Source organism: Mycobacterium sp. NAZ190054 (genome assembly GCF_001545925.1).
Lineage (GTDB): Bacteria > Actinomycetota > Actinomycetes > Mycobacteriales > Mycobacteriaceae > Mycobacterium.
The window spans coordinates 1-18,631 of record NZ_LMVQ01000590.1 but is presented as its reverse complement, the minus strand read 5'-3'; the positions used below and the strand labels follow the sequence as shown (position 1 = coordinate 18,631).

The following is an 18,631-nucleotide window of genomic DNA, read 5'->3' as shown; positions in this document are numbered from 1 at the left end:
CAGTGGGGCGGGACGACGCCCGGTGTCGGATTGGACTGCAGCGGATTGACGCAGTGGGCCTACCGCGAGGCGGGGCTGAACATTCCGCGGCTGGCCCAGGAACAGGACATCGGCGGCGCGGTCGCGGTGCGCGACGGAGTCAGCGGCGCCCTGGTCGACGGGCACGATCCCGCCGAATGGGCGTCGACGCTGGCCGGCGTGCTCGCCGCCGACGCGGCGGTGATGAGCCGCGCGGCCATCGACCACGCGTCGACCTTCTCCTGGTCGCACACCGTCGACGCGTTGCTGGCCGGATACGGGCGGGCGATCGCCGATTACCGGGCCCAGCATCAGCTCTCGGTCCGGCGCAGCGGGCGGCGCTTCTCGATGCGCAGGGGAGTCCGCGCATGAGCAGGTCGGTCCAGGACGTCATCGAGCAGACGCTCAAGGAGCACGATCTGGAGTACAGCCACCACAAGGGCGCGGCCGGTGGCCTGCCCGGGCTGGTCGTCGCGCTGCCGGGGGAGCGCAGGCTCAAGACCAACACGATCCTGTCCGTCGGTGAGCACTCCGTGCGTATCGAGGCGTTCGTGTGCCGCAAGCCCGACGAGAACCACGAGGGCGTGTACCGGTTCCTGCTCAAACGCAACCGCAGGCTCTACGGCGTCGCCTACACCCTCGACAACGTCGGCGACATCTACCTCGTCGGCCGGATGGCATTGGCCTCGGTCACCCCCGACGAGGTCGACCGCATTCTGGGTCAGGTGCTCGAAGCCGTCGACTCGGACTTCAACACGTTGTTGGAGTTGGGTTTTCGCACCTCCATCCAGAAGGAGTGGGAATGGCGGGTGTCGCGCGGTGAGTCGTTGAAGAACCTGAAGGCCTTCGAGCATCTCATCGAGGACGACCGCGGCGACGACTGAACCCGGCCGTGAGAAGATCAGGCCATGGCAGATACCGCGACGTTGATCCTGCTCCGCCACGGTGAGAGTGAATGGAACGCCCTGAACCTGTTCACCGGCTGGGTCGACGTCGACCTCACCGACAAGGGCAGGGCCGAGGCGGCGCGCGCAGGCGAACTCCTCAAGGCGCAGGACCGCCAGCCCGACGTGCTGTACACCTCGCTGCTGCGGCGGGCCATCACGACCGCCAACATCGCGCTGGACAAGGCCGACCGCCATTGGATCCCGGTGCACCGCGACTGGCGCCTCAACGAGCGCCACTACGGCGCACTGCAGGGCCTCGACAAGGCCGAGACGAAGGCCAAGTACGGCGACGAGCAGTTCATGGCGTGGCGCCGCAGCTACGACACCCCGCCGCCACCCATCGAGGCGGGCAGCGAGTTCAGCCAGGACAGCGACCCGCGCTACGCCGACATCGCCGGCGGGGCGCCGCTGACCGAGTGCCTGAAAGACGTCGTCGAACGCTTCGTCCCGTACTTCACCGAGGTGATCGTCCCCGACCTGAAGGCGGGCAAGACCGTGCTGATCGCCGCGCACGGCAATTCGCTGCGTGCGCTGGTGAAGTACCTCGACGGCATGTCCGACGAGGAGGTCGTGGGCCTGAACATCCCGACCGGTATCCCGCTGCGGTACGACCTCGACGTGGACCTGAAGCCCACCGTGGCCGGCGGCAGCTACCTCGACCCGGAGGCCGCGGCCGCCGGGGCGGCGGCGGTCGCGGCGCAGGGCGCGAAGTAGCGCGCGGCGGCAGCTCAGGCGAACGCCGGGTGAACGGCAGAGGACACGAGACCGAACTTTGGTCTCCGCGTCTGTGACATGTCCCGAGATGGCCGCTCGCCGCTGGGATGACGTTCACCGTATGCGTACGATTTGCGCGTGAGTGTCGTATCGGCGCTGCTGCTCGTAGCGGTCGTGGCACTGCTCGCGTTGGCGGTCGGTGTGGCGTGCGGAGTCCGGGTGGCGCCCCGACTCCGGGAACGCCGCCGGCGGCGTTCGGCGGAACAGTCCGGTATCACGGTCTCGCAGATGCTGGAGTCCATCGTGTCCCAGGCTCCGGTCGGCATCGCGGTCGTCGACATCTTCCGGGACGTGGTCTACACCAACGACCGCGCCCGCGAACTCGGCCTGGTGCACGACCGGTTGCTCGACGATCAGGCCTGGTCCACCGCGCAGCGCACGCTGGCCACCGGCGAGCCGATCGACTTCGACCTGTCACCCCGCCGGCGCAGCCGGCCCGCCCGTGCCGCACTCTCGGTGCGGGGCCACGTCCAGCTGCTCGCCGACCGGGACCGCCGGTTCGCGATCATCTACGTCACCGACCAGTCCGAACAGGCCCGGATGGAGGCCACCCGCCGTGATTTCGTGGCCAACGTCAGCCACGAACTCAAAACCCCGGTCGGCGCGATGGGAGTGCTCGCCGAGGCGGTGCTGGCGTCGGCCGACGACGCCGACACGGTGAAACACTTCGCCGCGAAGATGGTGACCGAGTCCACCCGGCTGGCCGACATGGTCGGCGAGCTCATCGAGCTGTCGCGGCTGCAGGGCGCCGAACGGCTACCCGACCTGGAGGCCGTCGACGTCGACACCGTGGTCTCCGAAGCCTTGTCGCGGCACAAGGTCGCCGCCGACAACGCCGACATCGCGATCACCACCGACGCCCCGACCGGCTTCCAGGTGCTCGGTGACCAGACGCTGTTGGTGACCGCGATCGCGAACCTGGTGTCCAACGCGATTGCCTACTCGCCCAACGGATCTGCGGTGTCGATCAGTCGCAGACGTCGCGGTGACAACGTTGAGATCGCGGTCACCGACCGTGGTATCGGGATCGCTCCGGAGGACCAGGAGCGGGTGTTCGAACGATTCTTCCGTGTCGACAAGGCGCGGTCCCGGGCCACCGGCGGTACCGGGCTCGGACTGGCGATCGTCAAACACGTCGCGGCCAACCACAACGGGTCCATCCGGCTGTGGAGCCAGCCCGGCACCGGCTCGACGTTCACGTTGTCCATTCCCGCCTATCACCGTCGCGACGGTGCCGACGAGGCCGACCACCTTCCCGAACGAGAGGACTGATTCATCGATGACCAGCGTGCTGATCGTGGAGGACGAGGAGTCCCTGTCCGATCCCCTCGCCTTCCTGCTGCGCAAAGAGGGCTTCGAGACCACTGTGGTGACCGACGGCCCCGCCGCGCTGGCCGAATTCGATCGGGCGGGCGCCGACATCGTGCTGTTGGACCTGATGCTGCCGGGGATGAGCGGCACCGACGTCTGCAAGCAACTGAGGTCGCGTTCCAGCGTCCCGGTCATCATGGTGACGGCCCGCGACAGCGAGATCGACAAGGTGGTCGGCCTGGAACTCGGTGCCGACGACTACGTCACCAAGCCGTATTCGGCCCGTGAGCTGATCGCCCGGATCCGTGCCGTGTTGCGCCGCGGTGCCGACAACGACGACATCGGCGTCAGCGAGGGGGTGCTGGAGGCCGGGCCGGTGCGGATGGACGTCGAGCGGCACGTGGTCAGCGTCAACGGTCAGCCGATCACCTTGCCGCTGAAGGAGTTCGACCTCCTCGAGTATCTGATGCGCAACAGCGGGCGGGTGCTCACACGCGGGCAGCTCATCGACCGCGTGTGGGGTGCCGACTATGTCGGCGACACCAAGACCCTTGACGTGCACGTCAAGCGGCTGCGCAGCAAGATCGAGGCGGACCCGGCCAATCCGGTGCATCTGGTGACGGTCCGCGGCCTGGGATACAAGCTCGAAGGCTGAGCCGCCCCGCGGGTGGACACCTGCGTTGAGCAGTTTGCTTATTCGTCACAAAGCGACGCTGTGAGCCCTATTGGCAACCGCCGTAAATTCGTGACGTTGGTAACAGTCAACACTTCCTAACTCTTGTCAATTCTTTGCTGAATCTGCATAGCCGGTAGCAAAACTTGGGGCCCCGAGCGTCTGGAACGTACGCCGCAACCGCGAGTCAGTGGCCATATCCTGGTATTTATCGGCAACAGTTAACGACGCCGCCGATTCACAGGAAGCGCCCAGAATCGGTTAGCTGACCCCAAAAAACTTTGCCTAGCGGCGCCGAGCCCGTACTGATAGCGTCCTCCAGCAATGCCAACCGGTAACGACAGTGTGGTCGTAGCGAACGCAGACAAGTTTGCGATCGAGTGCGCTCCACGGCGCAGCCGGCGATCGTGGGGGAGCTGTCCGAAACCACGCGGGCGTCTGATCCCGAACAAGATTGGAGTCGAGCGGTGACTGAATTGGCGGCCCAGAACGGGCATGACACGACCGCGGTGATGCGTACCGCCGGCCTGATCGACAGCGGCCGGGGCGCGCGTGCGATGTCCGCGCAGCGTCCGGCCGGGGCGTCGACGATGACCGTCAGCCTGGTGATCCCGGTGCGCAACGAGGCCCGCAACATCGCGTGGGTGCTGGAACAGATCACCGACGACATCGACGAGATCATCCTCGTCGACGGGAAATCCACCGATGCCACGGTGATCACCGCGCGCAGCTACCGGCCCGACATCACCGTGGTGGCCCAGCAGGGGACCGGCAAGGGCGATGCGCTGCGGGCCGGCTTCCGTGCGGCCACCGGTGACGTCGTCGTGATGATGGACGCGGACGGCAGCATGGCCCCGCAGGAGATCCGGCACTACCTGCACTTCCTGGCCAACGGTTACGACTTCGTCAAGGGTTCGCGGTTCATCGCCGGCGGCGGATCGCTGGACATCACGCCGTTCCGCCGGGCCGGCAACAAGTTCCTTCTCGCGGTGTTCAACTCCCTGTTCGACAGCGAGCTGACCGACCTCTGCTACGGGTTCTGCGCGTTCCACCGCCGCTATCTCGACCTGTTGGGTTTGGAGGCAACAGGTTTCGAGATCGAGGCGGAGATGACGGTGCGGGCGAGCCAGGCGGGCCTGCGGATCGCGGAGGTGCCGAGCATGGAGATGCCCCGGCGCTACGGCAAGTCCAATCTGCGCGCGGTGCGGGACGGGTTCCGTGTGCTGCGGACCGTGCTGCGCGACCACCGGTCCGGCGTCTCGGGCCGCGTGGTGCAGGCACTGGCATCCGAGCGGCGTTCGGCGTAGGCCCCCGCCGGCGGTTGACGACATGACCATCACCGCTCCGCTGTCCGCCCCGGCGACGTCGCCCGCGGACCGCAAGACCCGACCGGCAGTGTCCATCTGTGTTCCGGCCTATCAGGCGCAACGTCATCTGCAGGCCACGCTGGACAGTGTGCTGTCGCAGGACTGCGACGACTTCGAGGTCGTCGTCGTCGACAACAACAGCTCCGACGGCACCGGCCGACTGCTCGACGGCGTCACCGACCCGCGGGTGCGGGTGCTCCGCAACGACGTGACCGTCCCGATGATCGACAACTTCAACATCGCCGTCCGGAGCAGCCGGGGCCGGTACGTCAAACTCGTGTGCGCCGACGACGTCCTGGCGCCCGACTGCGTGCGGGTGCAGGCGGCGGCGCTCGACGCGATGCCCGAGGTCACGCTGGTGTCGGCGCGGACCGATTTCATCGACGACGACGGCGAGATGATGCGCCCGGACCGCGGCCTGCCGGGAATCGTCGGCAGGCAACCGGCCGACAAGGTGGTGCGCCGCATCGTGCGCAGCGGCACCAACCCGGTCGGGCCGCCCGTGGCGGCGATGTTCCGGCGCTCGGACTTCGACCGATGCGGAGGCTTCCGGCACGTCACGTCGTTCCTGAGCGAGCTGGACCTGTGGGTGCGGCTGCTCGGCCGCGGCGAATTCTACGGGGTGCCGAGAACTCTCGCGTCGTTCCGGATCTCGAGCGGCTCCACGACCGCGTTCACCTCCGCCCGGTCACAGCTCACGCAGATCCTCGGGTTCTCCGGCAGGCTCGCCGCCGACCCGGATTGGAACATCACGGTTGGCGACCGCCTGTGTGGACGGTTCCGCTCCTACGACATGCAGATCCGGCGGACCGGCCTGTACGCGCTGAGCACGATGCGCAGCCGCAGGCGCATGACCTCGCGCACGACCGTGGTGGAGGTGGACGCATGACCGTCGAACCGCGGGTGCTGAGCTGCCGGGTGCTGCCGCACGTCAGCGCGACGGATCTGCGGCCGGTGGAAAGCCTTTCCGTGGTGATCTGCGCCTACACCACCGAGCGCTGGGACGATCTGTGCCGGTCGGTCGAGTCGGTGCTGGCCGACCGGGGCCCCGGGCTGCAGGTCGTGCTGGTGGTGGACCACAACGACGAGCTCTACCGCCGCGCTGTCGCGCGGTTCGGCGGGCACCGCCGGATAACGGTGCGGCACAACAACGGTCCGCGAGGACTGTCGGGTGCCCGCAACACCGGCGTCGACGCCGCCGACGGCGAGGTGGTCGCGTTTCTCGACGACGACGCCGCGGCCGAGCCGGGATGGAGCCGGGCCCTGCTGCGCCACTACGACGACCCCCGCGTGCTCGGTGTCGGTGGCTCCGCCGCGCCGGTCTGGCCGGGAGGCCGTCCCCGGTGGATGCCGAGGGAGTTCGACTGGGTGGTGGGCTGCAGTTACACCGGCCAGCCCGACCGGCTCGCACCTGTCCGTAACCCGTTGGGCTGCAACATGTCCTTGCGCCGGACCGCTCTCGCGGACATCGGCGGGTTCCGGTCCGAGGTGGGCCGGGTCGGCAAGCTGCCGGTCGGCGGCGAGGAGACCGAACTCTTCCTGCGGTTGCGCACGCTGCGGCCGTCGGGCCGGGTGTTGCTGGATCCCTCCGCGGGCGTCCGGCATCACGTCAGCCCGGACCGCGCCACGCTGCGGTACTTCGTCAGCCGCTGCTACCACGAAGGCATGTCGAAAGCCGTGGTGACCCGGCTGGCCGGGGCGCCGAAGTCTCTCGACAGCGAACGGGCGTACAGCACAAAGGTGTTGCCCCGCGCGGTGGTACGCGAAACCTTCTCGCCGCGTCGCGGCGGCCGCGCCCGCGCCGCGGTGATGATGCTGGGGCTGGGCGTCACCACCGCCGGCTATCTGCGCGGCAAGCTGACCCGACGGAGCGGCCGGAGATGACCGACCTGACTGTGCCCGGCATGACGATCCGGCCGGTGCTGGAGACGTCCGAACCGCCGGCCTGGGACGGCGCGATCTGGATCGGCGAGATCTGGACCGACGATGTGGACATCGACCACGGCGCCGACGAACCGCAGCGGTACCGCCTGCGGGGCGCCGCCGGCTACCACCGGGCGCGGTTGCTGGTGCGTTCGGCGGCCGGACCGCTCGGTTTCGTCGAACTCGACGTCGTCGGTCAGGCCCTCGACGGCCGGCGGCTGCGCGCCCTGATAGCCGATCTGCCCCCGGTGGCCGATGCACCGCCCGCCGGCGCGCCGGACACCCCCGCGATCACCGTCGTGATCTGTACCCGTGACCGGGTTGCCATGCTGCGCACCGCTCTGGAATCGGTTCGGGCAGTGGACTATCCGAACTTCGAGGTCGTCGTGGTCGACAACGCCGCCGCGACCGACGCCACCCGTCGTTACGTCGAGAGCCTGGCCGATCCCCGGGTGCGCGTGGTCGACGAGCCGCGGCCGGGACTGTCGAGGGCCCGCAACACCGGGCTGTTGGCCGCCACGGGCGAGGTCGTCGCGTTCACCGACGACGACGTCGTGGTCGATCCGCACTGGTTGAGCGCGGTCGCGCGCGGATTCCGCCGCGGCCCGTCGGTGGCGTGCGTGTCCGGGATCGTGCCCGCCGCCGAACTGCGCACGCCGGCGCAGGTGTACTTCGACGGGCGCGTGGGCTGGTCGGCGTGTCTGCGGGCCCGCGTCTTCGACCGCGCCGCGCCGCCGGCGGACATCCCGCTGTTCCCGTTCGCTGTCGGGCATTACGGCACCGGCGCCAACTTCGCCGTCGACCGGGACGTCGCAGTGGGTCTCGGCGGTTTCGACGAGGCACTGGGGGCCGGCTCGCCGGCCGGCGGCGGTGAGGACCTCGACATGTTCTTCCGCGTCCTGGACGCCGGCGGGCAGCTGGTGTACGACCCGGCAGCCGTGGTGTGGCACCGGCACCGGGCCGACAGCGACGGGCTCGCCGCGCAGAGCCGCACCTACGGGATAGGCCTGGGCGCCTGGATCGCCAAGCTGGCCTGTGACCGCAGGACCGCGCCGCGAGCCGTTGCCACCGCGGTGCGCCGGGCTCCGGCCTTCCTCGGACATCTGACGTACTCGGCGTCGACGTCGCGACCGTCCGACGAACTCGCCGACCTGCTCCCGGGTGGACTCTCCACGCCGGCGTGGCGCTCGGTCGTGGCCGGGTTCCGCGCCTACCGGGCGGCCCTGCGCGAGGGACGAAGCCCCGCACCGCTGCTGGACACGACGTGAACCAGCACGCCGAACACAACCTGCGGGTCAACACCGTCGCGCTGATCGTCTCGACGGCGTCGACAGGTGTTCTCGGGCTTGCGTTCTGGGCCGTGGCGGCCCGGCTGTTCCCCGCCCACGAGGTGGGCCTGGCGTCCGCGCTGATCACCTCCGCGGTGTTGCTGTCGACGATGTCGACTCTCGGGCTCGACGTGCTCTACGAACGGTTCCTGCCGGTGACCGGAACGCGGGCACCGGTCCTGCTGCACCGCGGATTCCTCGTCGTCGCGGGCATGGGTGTGCTCACCGGCTCGGTGCTGGTGGCCGTCGGGCCGCGGGATCCGCTGTTCCAATCCGGCTGGGCGATGGCGGGTTTCCCGCTGATGGTGCTTGTGCTGGCGGTCTTCGCGCTGCTCGACAAGGCCGCGGCGGGCCTGGGCGTGGCGCGCTGGTCGGCGGCGAAGAACCTGGCCCATGCCGTGGCGAAGCTGGCGGCGGTCGCGGCGCTGGCGATCTGGGACGAGGCCGCCACCATTGTGCTGAGCTGGACGCTGACCGCGGCGGTGGCGGCACTGTGCACCTATGTGGTGCTGCACCGCCGCAGCCGGAGCCATCCGCGCTGGCAGCAGCCGGCGAATCTGCCGCCGCGGCGGCAGATGTGGTCGTACTTCGGCTCGTCGTTCGGCATCGCGTCGTTGTGGTCCATCGGGCCCCTGGTGGTTCCGCTGATCGTGATCACCCAGGTCGGGCCGGCCGCCAACGCGTACTTCGCCGTCTGCTGGGCGATGATCAGCGCGCTGTACCTGATGCTGCACCTGGTGGTCAGCCCGTATGTGGCCGAGGTGGCCGCACACCCCGACCAGGTCCACGCGCTGTCGTGGCGCATGGTGCGGATGCTTGCCGCGGTCGCGGCGCTGGCGTCGGTCGGACTGGTGGTGGCGGGCCCGTTCCTGCTCAGCCTGGCCGGTGACGAATACCGTGCGGAGGGTACCGATCTGCTGTGGCTGGCGGCGGCGTTCCTGCCGCTGTCCGCGGTGGGAGCCGCGTACGAGGGTTTCGCGCGGGTGCAGCGCAGACTGGCGCTCTACCTGACGGTGCAGACGCTCGTCACCACGGTGATCATCACCGGATCGTGGATGGGCACCCGCGCGCTCGGGGTGACCGGGGTCGGCTGGGCGTACCTGGTGGCCGAAGCGCTGTCGGCGGCCATCCTGATCGGTCCGGCCGTCGCATGGCTGCGCAGGGCGGGCACCGGCCCGGGCACGCGCCCGCGCCACACCGCACCCACCGGCCGTTCCTGGACCCGCGTCGGGGCGGTGGTGCTCGCCGCGATGCTGCCGGCGGTGCTGCTCTACGCGGTCGAACGGCCCACCGCGGCAGCCTCATTGGTGCTCTTCGACGACTTCAACGGGCCAGCCGGCACCCCACCGGACCCGGCGCGCTGGGGCCACGACGTCGGCGGCGGCGGATGGGGCAACGGCGAATCGCAGGTGTACACCGACTCTCCCAAGAACGCCGCGCTGGACGGCAACGGCCATCTCGTGATCACCGCCCGCCGCGACGGGAACCGCATCACGTCGGCGAGGCTGACCACGCAGCACCGGCTGTCGTTCGTGCACGGTCGCGCCGAGGCGCGGCTCCGGTTGCCGCGAGGCGCGGGTCTGCACCCGGCCTTCTGGCTGCTCGGCACCGATCTCGACACCGTCGGCTGGCCGCGCAGCGGTGAACTCGACGTGGTCGAGACGATCGGCGATGCGCACTTCCTGCACACCGGCGCGATCGGACCCGACCTCGACGGTGCGGAGTACAAGCTCTCCGGTTCGGTGCCGATCGATCCGAGCTTCGTCGACGGCTTCCACACCTACTGGGTGCAACGCGAGCCGGGAATCGTCTCGATGGGCGTCGACGACCGGACCACCACGGTCTTCCACGCCGCCGACCTGCCGGCCGAGCAGCAGTGGGTGTTCGACAAGCCGTTCTTCCTGCTGCTCAACGTCGCGGTCGGTGGGCGCTGGCCCGGACCCGCCGACGACAGCACACCGTTTCCCGCCGTGATGACAGTCGACTGGGTGAGGGTGACCGGTGACTGATCTCCTTGAGCGCCCGGTCGGGCCCGTAGCACCGCCGTCCGGCGGCAGGCACCGCAAGGTCGCACCGCTTGACCGCCGCGGTGACACGCCGTGCGTCGAAGTGTTCGCGCTCGTCTCCGCGGCGCTGGGCGTGCTGGCGCTGGCGCCGGTTCCGCCCTGGGTGCGGGCGGTGCTGCTGGCGGTGTTCGTCCTGACCGGTCCGGGACTGGCGACGGTGGTGTGGCTGCGGCTGCCCGCGGTCACCGCCGTCGCCGTCGTCCCGGTCACCGGCCTGGCCGGGATGGCCGGCTGCACCGCGGTGCTGAACTGGGCCGGGCTGTGGCTGCCGGTCCCGCTGCTGCTCTCGGCCGCGCTGGCGGTCGCCGGTTCGGCGTTGCTGCACGCCGGACGCCGGCGCAGCCTCGCCGTCGCGTGGCCGCCGGCGCTGTCGCCGGAGCGGTGGCGGATCACCGCGCCGTACCTGTGGATCGTGGCGGCGCTGTGCGGATGGGCGGTGGCACTGCCCGGGATGGCGGCAGCCCCCGACTCGCCGTACGGTCTGTTGTTCACCGGCACCGGGCCGGCCCTGGTCGCGGTGACCGCCGTGCTGGCCGCCGCGTTCGTCGCCGCGCTGCGCCACGATGCGCTGATCGTCGCCGCGGCGTCCATCGCCGCCGTGATCGCCGTGCTGCGCCTGACCGCCACGCTGATCACCGACCTGCCGGTGTACCCGTGGACCTACAAGCATCTCGGCATCGTCGAATTCCTGTTGCAGCACCGGGCATTCCCGTCGTCGGGTGTCGACGTCTACCGGGAGTGGCCGGGGTTCTTCACCTCGTTCGCGTGGTTCAGCGACGTGACGGCGCTCGACCCCACGACGATCGCGCACTGGTTCGCACCCGTGACCCACGTGGTGCTGGCGCTCGTCGTCGCCGCGCTGGCGGCCGCGATCGGCCTGGACCGGCGCGAGACCCTGGCGGCGGTGATGGTCGCCGAGCTCGCGAACTGGGTGGCGCAGGACTACTTCGCGCCGCAGGCCTACGCTTTCGTGCTCGGCATCGGCGTCATCGTGACGTTGCTCGCCTCGGCGACCGCGCCCGCCGCAGGGTGGTTGTCGCTGGTCCTTTTCGCCGCGCTCGTGCCGACCCACCAGCTGACGCCGTACTGGGTGTTCGGCGTGGTGGTCCTGCTGGCGGTGACACGACGGCTGAGGTCGGCCTGGATGGTGGTGCCCTACGCCGCACTGTTGATCGGCTACCTGATCCCGCGCAGCTACATCGTCTTCCAGCACGGCGGTCTGTCGAGCCTGAACCCGCTGGCCAACGGCGCCAGCAACGTCGAGTACGCCGGCTCGGCGGCGAAGATGTTCACCTCGCTGGTGTGCCGCGGCCTCTCCGCGGGTGTGGTGCTGCTGGCGCTGCTCGCCGTGGTGCTGTGGTGGCGCAAGGGCCGGTCCCCGGTGATCCCGGCCGTGCTGGCCTTCAGCCCGTTCGGACTGTTGATGCTCAACAGCTATGGCGGCGAGGCGATCTTCCGCGTCTACCTGTACGCCGTGCCCGGCTGTGCCGTGCTGATCGCGCCGCCGCTGGTCGCGTTGATCCGTGCCCGGGGCGGCCGGTATGTGGCCGCCATCGGCCTGGCCGGAATCGCCGCGGCGGGCCTGCAGGGCTACTACGGCACCTGGCATCTCAACGTGCAGAAGCCCTCTCAGCTGGCGCTGCTGGACAACCTGATCGACGGCATCGACGCCACCCGGGGGCCCGCCACCGTGTGGAACCTGCACACCTCCGGGTTCCCGGCCAGGGCGACGGCGCAAGCGGTGTCCCTCGCCGAACTCGACAGTGCCTATGACAAGACGATTTTCGAGCGTTGGCCGGGTTTCGCCGCCGACTTCCCCGCCGCCGACCGGTTCGACGAAGTCACCGCGCTGGCCGCGGACAGCGCGGGGGAGACGTTCTTCGTGTTCTCCGACGAGGCCAAGACCGCGCTGGACTACTTCGGACACGCCGATCCCGCAACGGTCGACCGGTTCGAGGACATGTTCGCCGACAGCCCGGTGTGGTGCCCGGGCCTGCAGGACGAGACGACCACCGTGTACCGATACCAGGAGGTGTGCTCATGACGTGCCGATTGTGCGGTTCGAGCCGGATGTACAGCGTGCTGGACCTCGGGGCCACGCCGCCGTGCGCGAAGTTCCTCACCGCAACAGAACTCGACGCACCGGAGCCGACCTACCCGCTGCACCTGAGGTTGTGCCAGGACTGCATGCTGCTGCAGATCCCGCCGCTGATCAGCCCGGAGGAGAACTTCACCGAGTACGCCTACTACTCGTCCTACTCCGACAGCTGGGTCGAGCATGCCCGGCGTTTCGTCGCCGAGGCCACCGATCGTGTTGGACTGAACCGGGATTCGTTCGTCGTCGAGGTGGCCAGCAACGACGGCTACCTCCTGCAGCATGTGGTCGAGGCGGGCATCGGCTGCCTGGGCATCGAACCGTCGGTCAACGTCGGCGCCGCCGCCCGCGAGCGCGGGGTGCCGACGCTGTCGGCCTTCCTCGACGAACAGACCGCCGCGGACGTGCGTGCCGAACACGGCCCGGCCGACCTGGTGGTCGCGAACAACGTCTACGCGCACATCCCCGATCTGCTGGGCTTCACGCGGGCCCTGCGGACCCTGCTCGCCGACGACGGCTGGTTGAGCATCGAGGTGCACCACGCGCTGAACCTGGTGTCGCTGGGCCAGTTCGACACCATCTATCACGAACACTTCCAGTACTACACCGTGCTTTCGGCGACCAGGGCGCTGGCCGCGGGCGGATTGAGCGTCGTCGACGTGGAGATGCTGCCCACGCACGGCGGGTCGATCCGGTTGTGGGCGCGTCCCAGCGAGGTCGCCGGCGCCCCCAGCGCGCGGGTGGCCGCGGCGCTGCGGGCCGAGGACGAGGCGGGTCTGCACCACCTCGACGGATACCTCGGACTGCGGCCCCGGACCGAGGCCATCCGCCACGAGCTGCTGCGTTTCCTGCTCGACTGCCGGGCCAGCGACCAGCGCGTGGTCGGTTACGGGGCACCCGGGAAGGGCAGCACCCTGCTCAACTACTGCGGCATCCGGCCCGACCTGATCGAGTACACCGTGGACCGCAACCCGTACAAGCACGGTCGTTTCACCCCCGGCACGCGGATCCCGATCCACGACCCGGCCCAGATCGCCAAAGACCGGCCCGACGTGATCGTGGTGCTGCCGTGGAACCTGCAGGACGAGATCACCGACCAGCTCGCGTACACCGCCGAATGGGGTGCGCGACTGGTGTTCCCACTTCCCACTCTGCACATCGTCGACCCGACGGAAGGAACCGTGAAATGAAAGTCGTCTTGTTCTGTGGTGGCTACGGAATGCGGATGCGCAACAGCAGCGACGACACCATCCCCAAGCCCATGCAGATGCTCGGCCCGCGGCCGCTGATCTGGCATGTCATGCGCTACTACGCGCATTTCGGCCACACCGAGTTCGTGCTGTGCCTGGGCTACGGCGCCGAGCACATCAAGAACTACTTCCTGACCTACCAGGAGTCGGCGTCCAACGACTTCGTGATCCGCGGCGGCCAGGTGGAGTTGCTGCAGACCGACATCAGCGACTGGTCGATCACGTTCGTCGACACCGGAACCGAATCGTCCATCGGAGAACGGCTCCGGCGGGTCCGCCGGTTCGTCGAGGACGACGAGTACTTCCTGGCCAACTACGCCGACGTGCTCACCGACGCACCCCTCAACGACATCATCGACGAGGTGAAGGCCTCGGAAGCGATCGCCTCCATGCTGATCGTGCCGCCGCAGTCGTCGTTCCACTGCGTGGATGTGGCCGACTCCGGGGAGGGCTGCGGTGCGATCACCGGGATCACGCCGGTGTCGCGGCTGCCGATCTGGGAGAACGGCGGCTACTTCGTGATGTCCTCCCGGATACTGGACATGCTCACCGAGAACTGTGATCTGGTCGAGGAGACCTGCGCGCAGCTGGCCGCCGACGGAAAGCTTTACGGCTACCGGCATCTCGGATTCTGGAAGCCCGCCGACACGTTCAAGGAGCGGGCCGAGCTCGAGGCCGCCTACCGTAACGGTGACCGGCCGTGGGCGCTGTGGGAGCACGCGAAGGCAGCCTCGTGATCGATCTGCTGACCGGACCCGTGCACGACGTCGCCGTGCTGGGAGCTCACTGCGACGACATCGCGATCGGTGCCGGCGCAACGCTTCTCACGCTGTCGCGGGCCAACCCGGGGCTGCGCGTGCACGCGTTGGTGCTGTGCGGCGCGGGCACCGAGCGGGAAGCAGAAGAACGCGCGGCACTGGCGGCGTTCTGTCCCGGTGCGCAGGTGCACGTGACGCTGCTGGGTCTGCCCGACGGGCGCACGCCGGCGTACTGGGAGAAGGTCAAGGACGGACTGAGCGCGTTCCGCCGGACCTGCGAGCCGCAGGTGGTGTTCAGCACCCACCGCAACGACGCGCATCAGGATCACCGGTTGCTCGCCGAACTGACACCGACCGAGTTCCGGGACCACCTGGTGCTGGGCTACGAGATCCTCAAATGGGAATCGGACACCCCGGTCCCCAACGTGTTCCACCCCGTCGACACCGCCACCGCCGAGGAGAAGGCCGAGTTGCTGCACAAACACTATCCGTCGCAGGCCGGGCGGGACTGGTTCGACGAGCACTCCTTCCTCGGGCTCTCACGGCTGCGCGGCGTGCAGTGCCGCAGCCCGCACGCCGAGGCGTTCATCGCCGAGAAGACGGTGCTGGCGTTCCCGCGGAGAGGTGCGGCGGCATGACCCGACGTGTACTGGTGACCGGACACCAGGGTTACCTCGGCACCGTCATGGTGCCGGTCCTGCGGGCGGCGGGGTACCAGGTGAGCGGTCTGGACGCCGGGTACTTCGCCGACTGTGTACTGGGGCCGGCCCCGGAGGACCCGCCCGGGCTCACGGTCGACCTGCGCGACGTCGGACCCGAACACCTGCGCGGCTTCGACGCCGTGATCCACCTCGCCGCGCTGTCCAACGACCCGCTGGGCGCGCTGGTGCCCGAGGTCACCCACGACATCAACCACCACGCGTCGGTCCGGTTGGCCCGGATGGCGAAAGCCGCAGGGGTGCGGCGCTTTCTGTACGCCTCGACCTGCTCGGTGTACGGCGCCGCCGGTGACGGGCTGGTCGACGAGGACGCCCCGCTGCGTCCGCTCACCCCGTATGCGGTCAGCAAGGTCCGCGTCGAGGATGACCTGGCCGCGCTGGCCGACGCCGACTTCAGCCCGGTGTTCCTGCGCAATGCAACAGCTTTCGGATTCTCGCCGCGGCTGCGTGCCGACATCGTGCTGAACAACCTGGTCGGCTCGGCGGTGCTGACCGGTGTGGTGCGGGTGCTGTCCGACGGCACACCGTGGCGCCCGCTGGTGCACGCCCGCGACATCGCGGCGGCCTTCGCCCGATGCCTCGAGGTGCCGGCGTCGGTGATCTCCTGCCGCGCCTTCAACATCGGCAGCGAACAGAACAACATCACCGTCGCGCAGATCGCCCGGCACGTGGCCGAATCGGTTCCGGCGTCGGAGGTGCTGATCACCGGGGAGACCGGAGCGGATCCGCGGTCCTACCGGGTCGACTTCGGCCGGGCCCGGCGCGAACTGGGCTTCGAGGCTTCGGTGTCGGTCGCCGAGGGCGCCGCCGAACTCTGCTCGGCGTACCTGCGGCACGGACTGACCGCCGCCGACATGGCCGCGAAGTTCACTCGGCTGGCCCGGCTGGCGCACCTGCGCGACGGCGGCCGGCTCGACGAGTCGATGCGGAGGGTCAGTGAAGTTGTGTGACGAGCTCGGCCCAGCTGCCCGCCGCCGCGTCGCGGGGCGACAACAGGGCCGCCGGCAGCGGCCAGTGGATCCCCAGATCGGGGTCGTCGTGGGCGACGGCGATGTCCTCGGCCGGGTCGTGGGGCCGGTTGATGCGGTAGCACACGTCGGCGACGTTGGTGAGCGCCTGGAAGCCGTGCAGCATCCCGGGCGGCACGTACAGGTGCCGGAACGTGATGTCGTCGAGCAGGAACACCTCGTGGCGGCCGAACGTCGGCGATTGCGGCCTGGCGTCGACCAGCACGTCGTGCACGGCGCCGTGGGCGCAGCGCACGAGTTTCGCCTCGCCGGCGCCGCGACGGCCGTGCATGCCGCGGATCACCCCGCGCACCGACCGGGACTGGGAGTCCTGCACGAACGACGCCGCCGCGCCCGGGGCGCCGGCCCACTCGTCGAAGACCTCGGTGTCGAAGGTACGGGTGAAGAACCCGCGGTCGTCGTGGTGCGGTTGCGGGATCAGCGTCACGACACCCGCGAGTCGGGCCGGTTCGATACGCACCAGGACATGGTGGCATGAGCGTGGACCGTTGCCGCGGATGCGGTCACCACCGGCTGCACCGGGTGCTCGATCTCGGCCTGGTGCCCGCAGCCGACGACTTCCCGCCCGCCGACCTGCCGGTCGACCCGTCGGAGGTGTCGCACCCCCTGGCGATGGAGCTGTGCGCCGCGTGCGGGCTCGCTCAGCTCGCCGAGGACGACACTGACACCGCCGAGCCCCGCGGTGTGGAACCGCAGGCGCTCAAAGATCAAGCCGCAGAGGCTGTCCGACTGGTCGCCGAGGAGGGCTGGCTGCGCCCGCCGGACCAGGGCGGCACGATCCGGGAGTTCGGCAGCCCGCACGGCGGCAGCTGGCTGCCGCTGCTCGCCGAGCGCGGATACCGCCCCACCTGCGCAACGGCCGATGTCGTGCTCGACTGCTTCGGCATCATGCACGACGCCGATCAGCGGGCCGCCTTCGAGCAGCGCGCCGCGGCCACCGCGCCCGGCGGGGTGCTGCTGCTCCAGTTCCACTCCCTCGGTGCGATCGTCGCGCACGGCCAGTGGAACTCGTTGCGCCACGGACATTTCGCGTACTACTCCACGCCGGTGATCGTGTCGCTGCTGCACCGGGTCGGTATGCGCGCGGCACACGCCTGGACCTTCGACCTCTACGGCGGCACCGTGCTGGTCGCGGCCGTGCACGGAACCGGTGACCCGGGACCTGCGGTGCAGGCCCTGCTGGAGTCCGAAGCCGCCGTGACCGACCCTGCCACGGTCGGGGTGCTGCAGGACGCCGCCGACTCCCAGGTGGTGGCCCTGCGCTGCTGGCTGGAGGAGGAGCGCCGGGCCGGGCGGCGGATCTACGCCTACGGTGCCGCGTCGCGCGCCGTCGCGCTGTTCGCCCGGGCCGGCGTGGACCGGTCCCTGATCACCGCGGTCGCCGATGCGTCGCCGGCCAAACAGGGCCGCCGGATGCCCGGCACCGACGTGCCGATCATCTCGCCGCGCGACCTCGTCGAGGCGGACCCGGACCGGGTGTTGCTGACGCTGGGGGACCTGAGGGCGGAGGTCTCGGCGCGCTGGCCGGAACTGGACGGCCGCTGGGTTCCCGACGACCGGTTCGTCGCGCCCGCGCGCACCTTCGCGCGGTCCCGCCAACTCCAGGACCGACTGCACGACCTGGTGCCCGGCGGGGCGCACACCTACGCGCGGGGCCCGGACCAGTACCCGGAGTTCATGCCCCCGGTGCTGACGCACGGCGACGGATGCCGGGTGTGGGACGCCGACGGCAACGACTACGTGGAGTACGGCATCGGGCTGCGCGCCGTGACGCTCGGCCACGGCTATCCGCCGGTGGTCGACGCGGCGGCCCGCGCGATGGCCTGCGGCACCGGTTTCAGCAGGCCCACCACGCTGGAAGTGGCTGCCGCCGAGGACTTCCTGGACCTGGTGCCGGGCGCGGAGATGGTGAAGTTCGCCAAGAACGGCTCCGACGCCACCACCGCGGCGGTGCGGCTGGCCCGCGCGGTCACCGGCCGGGTCAAGGTCGCGGTGTGCGATCAGCCGTTCTTCTCCACCGACGACTGGTTCATCGGGACCACCGCGATGGCGGGCGGGATTCCCGCCGAGCACGCGGCGGCGACCGTGCGGTTCCGGTACAACGACCTGGCGTCGCTGGCCGCGGTGCTGGGCACCGGCGACGTGGCGTGCGTGGTGATGGAGGCCGCGACCGCGACGGCCGAACCCGCCGACGGGTTCCTCGAAGGTGTGCGCGAGCTGTGCGACCGGCACGGGACGCTGCTCGTCTTCGACGATCTGATGGAGGCCGGTTCGATGGCCGCGGCCAAGGCCGCGGGCAAGGTCCGGATGGAGGGCAAGGACTACGTGATGGCCGACGGCGACGTGGTCGAGTTCCGGTTCAACGTCTAGTAGT

Annotated in this window: 16 protein-coding genes and 2 pseudogenes; 17 read left to right on the top strand and 1 reads right to left on the bottom strand. The window is 69.8% G+C overall.

Annotation, left to right across the window (positions count from 1 at the left end):
- The 15 genes from ASJ79_RS30405 to ASJ79_RS30335 form a co-directional block, all read left to right on the top strand.
- The coding region (locus ASJ79_RS30405) for an NlpC/P60 family protein (RefSeq protein ID WP_231751102.1) at nucleotides 1-390 on the top strand (390 nt) is incomplete at its 5' end.
- Entirely contained in the window at nucleotides 387-902 is a 516-nt protein-coding gene (locus ASJ79_RS30400; protein WP_067963676.1) for a YbjN domain-containing protein, read from the top strand. The genes ASJ79_RS30405 and ASJ79_RS30400, both read left to right, overlap by 4 nt.
- A gap of 24 nt (nucleotides 903-926) precedes the next feature.
- Complete coding sequence (locus tag ASJ79_RS30395; protein WP_067963674.1) at nucleotides 927-1,679, top strand: phosphoglyceromutase; 753 nt, start codon at nucleotides 927-929, stop codon at nucleotides 1,677-1,679.
- 138 nt (nucleotides 1,680-1,817) lie between these two features.
- Nucleotides 1,818-3,011, top strand: coding sequence for a cell wall metabolism sensor histidine kinase WalK (locus ASJ79_RS30390; RefSeq protein WP_067963671.1), 1,194 nt, complete (start codon nucleotides 1,818-1,820; stop codon nucleotides 3,009-3,011).
- 7 nt (nucleotides 3,012-3,018) lie between these two features.
- Nucleotides 3,019-3,705 carry a two-component sensory transduction protein RegX gene (gene regX, locus ASJ79_RS30385; protein ID WP_067963668.1) on the top strand — a complete coding sequence of 229 codons (687 nt, stop codon included), beginning with the start codon at nucleotides 3,019-3,021 and terminating at the stop codon, nucleotides 3,703-3,705.
- 485 nt (nucleotides 3,706-4,190) lie between these two features.
- Nucleotides 4,191-5,030: a glycosyltransferase family 2 protein gene (locus ASJ79_RS30380; RefSeq protein WP_067963665.1), complete on the top strand. Its 840-nt coding sequence runs from the start codon at nucleotides 4,191-4,193 to the stop codon at nucleotides 5,028-5,030.
- A 22-nt stretch (nucleotides 5,031-5,052) separates the two neighbouring features.
- Complete coding sequence (locus ASJ79_RS30375) at nucleotides 5,053-5,979, top strand: glycosyltransferase (RefSeq protein ID WP_067963663.1); 927 nt, start codon at nucleotides 5,053-5,055, stop codon at nucleotides 5,977-5,979.
- Nucleotides 5,976-6,974, top strand: a complete 999-nt coding sequence (locus tag ASJ79_RS30370) for a glycosyltransferase family 2 protein (RefSeq protein WP_082754157.1) — start codon at nucleotides 5,976-5,978, stop codon at nucleotides 6,972-6,974. The genes ASJ79_RS30375 and ASJ79_RS30370 overlap by 4 nt, the downstream gene beginning before the upstream one ends.
- On the top strand, nucleotides 6,971-8,281 hold the full coding sequence (locus ASJ79_RS30365; RefSeq protein ID WP_067963660.1) for a glycosyltransferase family 2 protein: 1,311 nt from the start codon (nucleotides 6,971-6,973) through the stop codon (nucleotides 8,279-8,281). Before ASJ79_RS30370 ends, ASJ79_RS30365 begins: the two co-directional genes overlap by 4 nt.
- Entirely contained in the window at nucleotides 8,278-10,350 is a 2,073-nt protein-coding gene (locus ASJ79_RS34670) for a family 16 glycosylhydrolase (RefSeq protein ID WP_231751101.1), read from the top strand. The genes ASJ79_RS30365 and ASJ79_RS34670 overlap by 4 nt, the downstream gene beginning before the upstream one ends.
- A complete protein-coding gene (locus ASJ79_RS30355; RefSeq protein WP_067963657.1) occupies nucleotides 10,343-12,451 on the top strand; it encodes a hypothetical protein in 2,109 nt (702 codons plus the stop codon). Before ASJ79_RS34670 ends, ASJ79_RS30355 begins: the two co-directional genes overlap by 8 nt.
- Nucleotides 12,448-13,692 carry a class I SAM-dependent methyltransferase gene (locus tag ASJ79_RS30350; RefSeq protein ID WP_067963654.1) on the top strand — a complete coding sequence of 415 codons (1,245 nt, stop codon included), beginning with the start codon at nucleotides 12,448-12,450 and terminating at the stop codon, nucleotides 13,690-13,692. Before ASJ79_RS30355 ends, ASJ79_RS30350 begins: the two co-directional genes overlap by 4 nt.
- Nucleotides 13,689-14,489 carry a glucose-1-phosphate cytidylyltransferase gene (locus tag ASJ79_RS30345; protein WP_067963651.1) on the top strand — a complete coding sequence of 267 codons (801 nt, stop codon included), beginning with the start codon at nucleotides 13,689-13,691 and terminating at the stop codon, nucleotides 14,487-14,489. Before ASJ79_RS30350 ends, ASJ79_RS30345 begins: the two co-directional genes overlap by 4 nt.
- Nucleotides 14,486-15,148, top strand: coding sequence for a PIG-L deacetylase family protein (locus ASJ79_RS30340; RefSeq protein ID WP_067963648.1), 663 nt, complete (start codon nucleotides 14,486-14,488; stop codon nucleotides 15,146-15,148). Before ASJ79_RS30345 ends, ASJ79_RS30340 begins: the two co-directional genes overlap by 4 nt.
- Entirely contained in the window at nucleotides 15,145-16,179 is a 1,035-nt protein-coding gene (locus tag ASJ79_RS30335; protein ID WP_067963643.1) for an NAD(P)-dependent oxidoreductase, read from the top strand. The genes ASJ79_RS30340 and ASJ79_RS30335 overlap by 4 nt, the downstream gene beginning before the upstream one ends.
- Here the strand turns inward: ASJ79_RS30335 and ASJ79_RS30330 are convergent.
- The gene (locus ASJ79_RS30330) at nucleotides 16,163-16,717 is read right to left on the bottom strand and encodes a dTDP-4-dehydrorhamnose 3,5-epimerase family protein (RefSeq protein ID WP_067963639.1); all 555 of its coding nucleotides are present in this window, start codon (nucleotides 16,715-16,717) and stop codon (nucleotides 16,163-16,165) included. The genes ASJ79_RS30335 and ASJ79_RS30330 overlap by 17 nt on opposite strands.
- A 14-nt stretch (nucleotides 16,718-16,731) precedes the next feature.
- Here ASJ79_RS30330 and ASJ79_RS35330 point away from each other — a divergent pair.
- Together ASJ79_RS35330 and ASJ79_RS35325 are read left to right on the top strand one after the other, a co-directional pair.
- A pseudogene (locus ASJ79_RS35330) lies at nucleotides 16,732-18,504 on the top strand (aminotransferase class III-fold pyridoxal phosphate-dependent enzyme); the annotation flags it as partial.
- Nucleotides 18,505-18,627, top strand: a pseudogene (locus ASJ79_RS35325) (DUF933 domain-containing protein); the annotation flags it as partial.
- Nucleotides 18,628-18,631 lie beyond the last annotated feature (4 nt).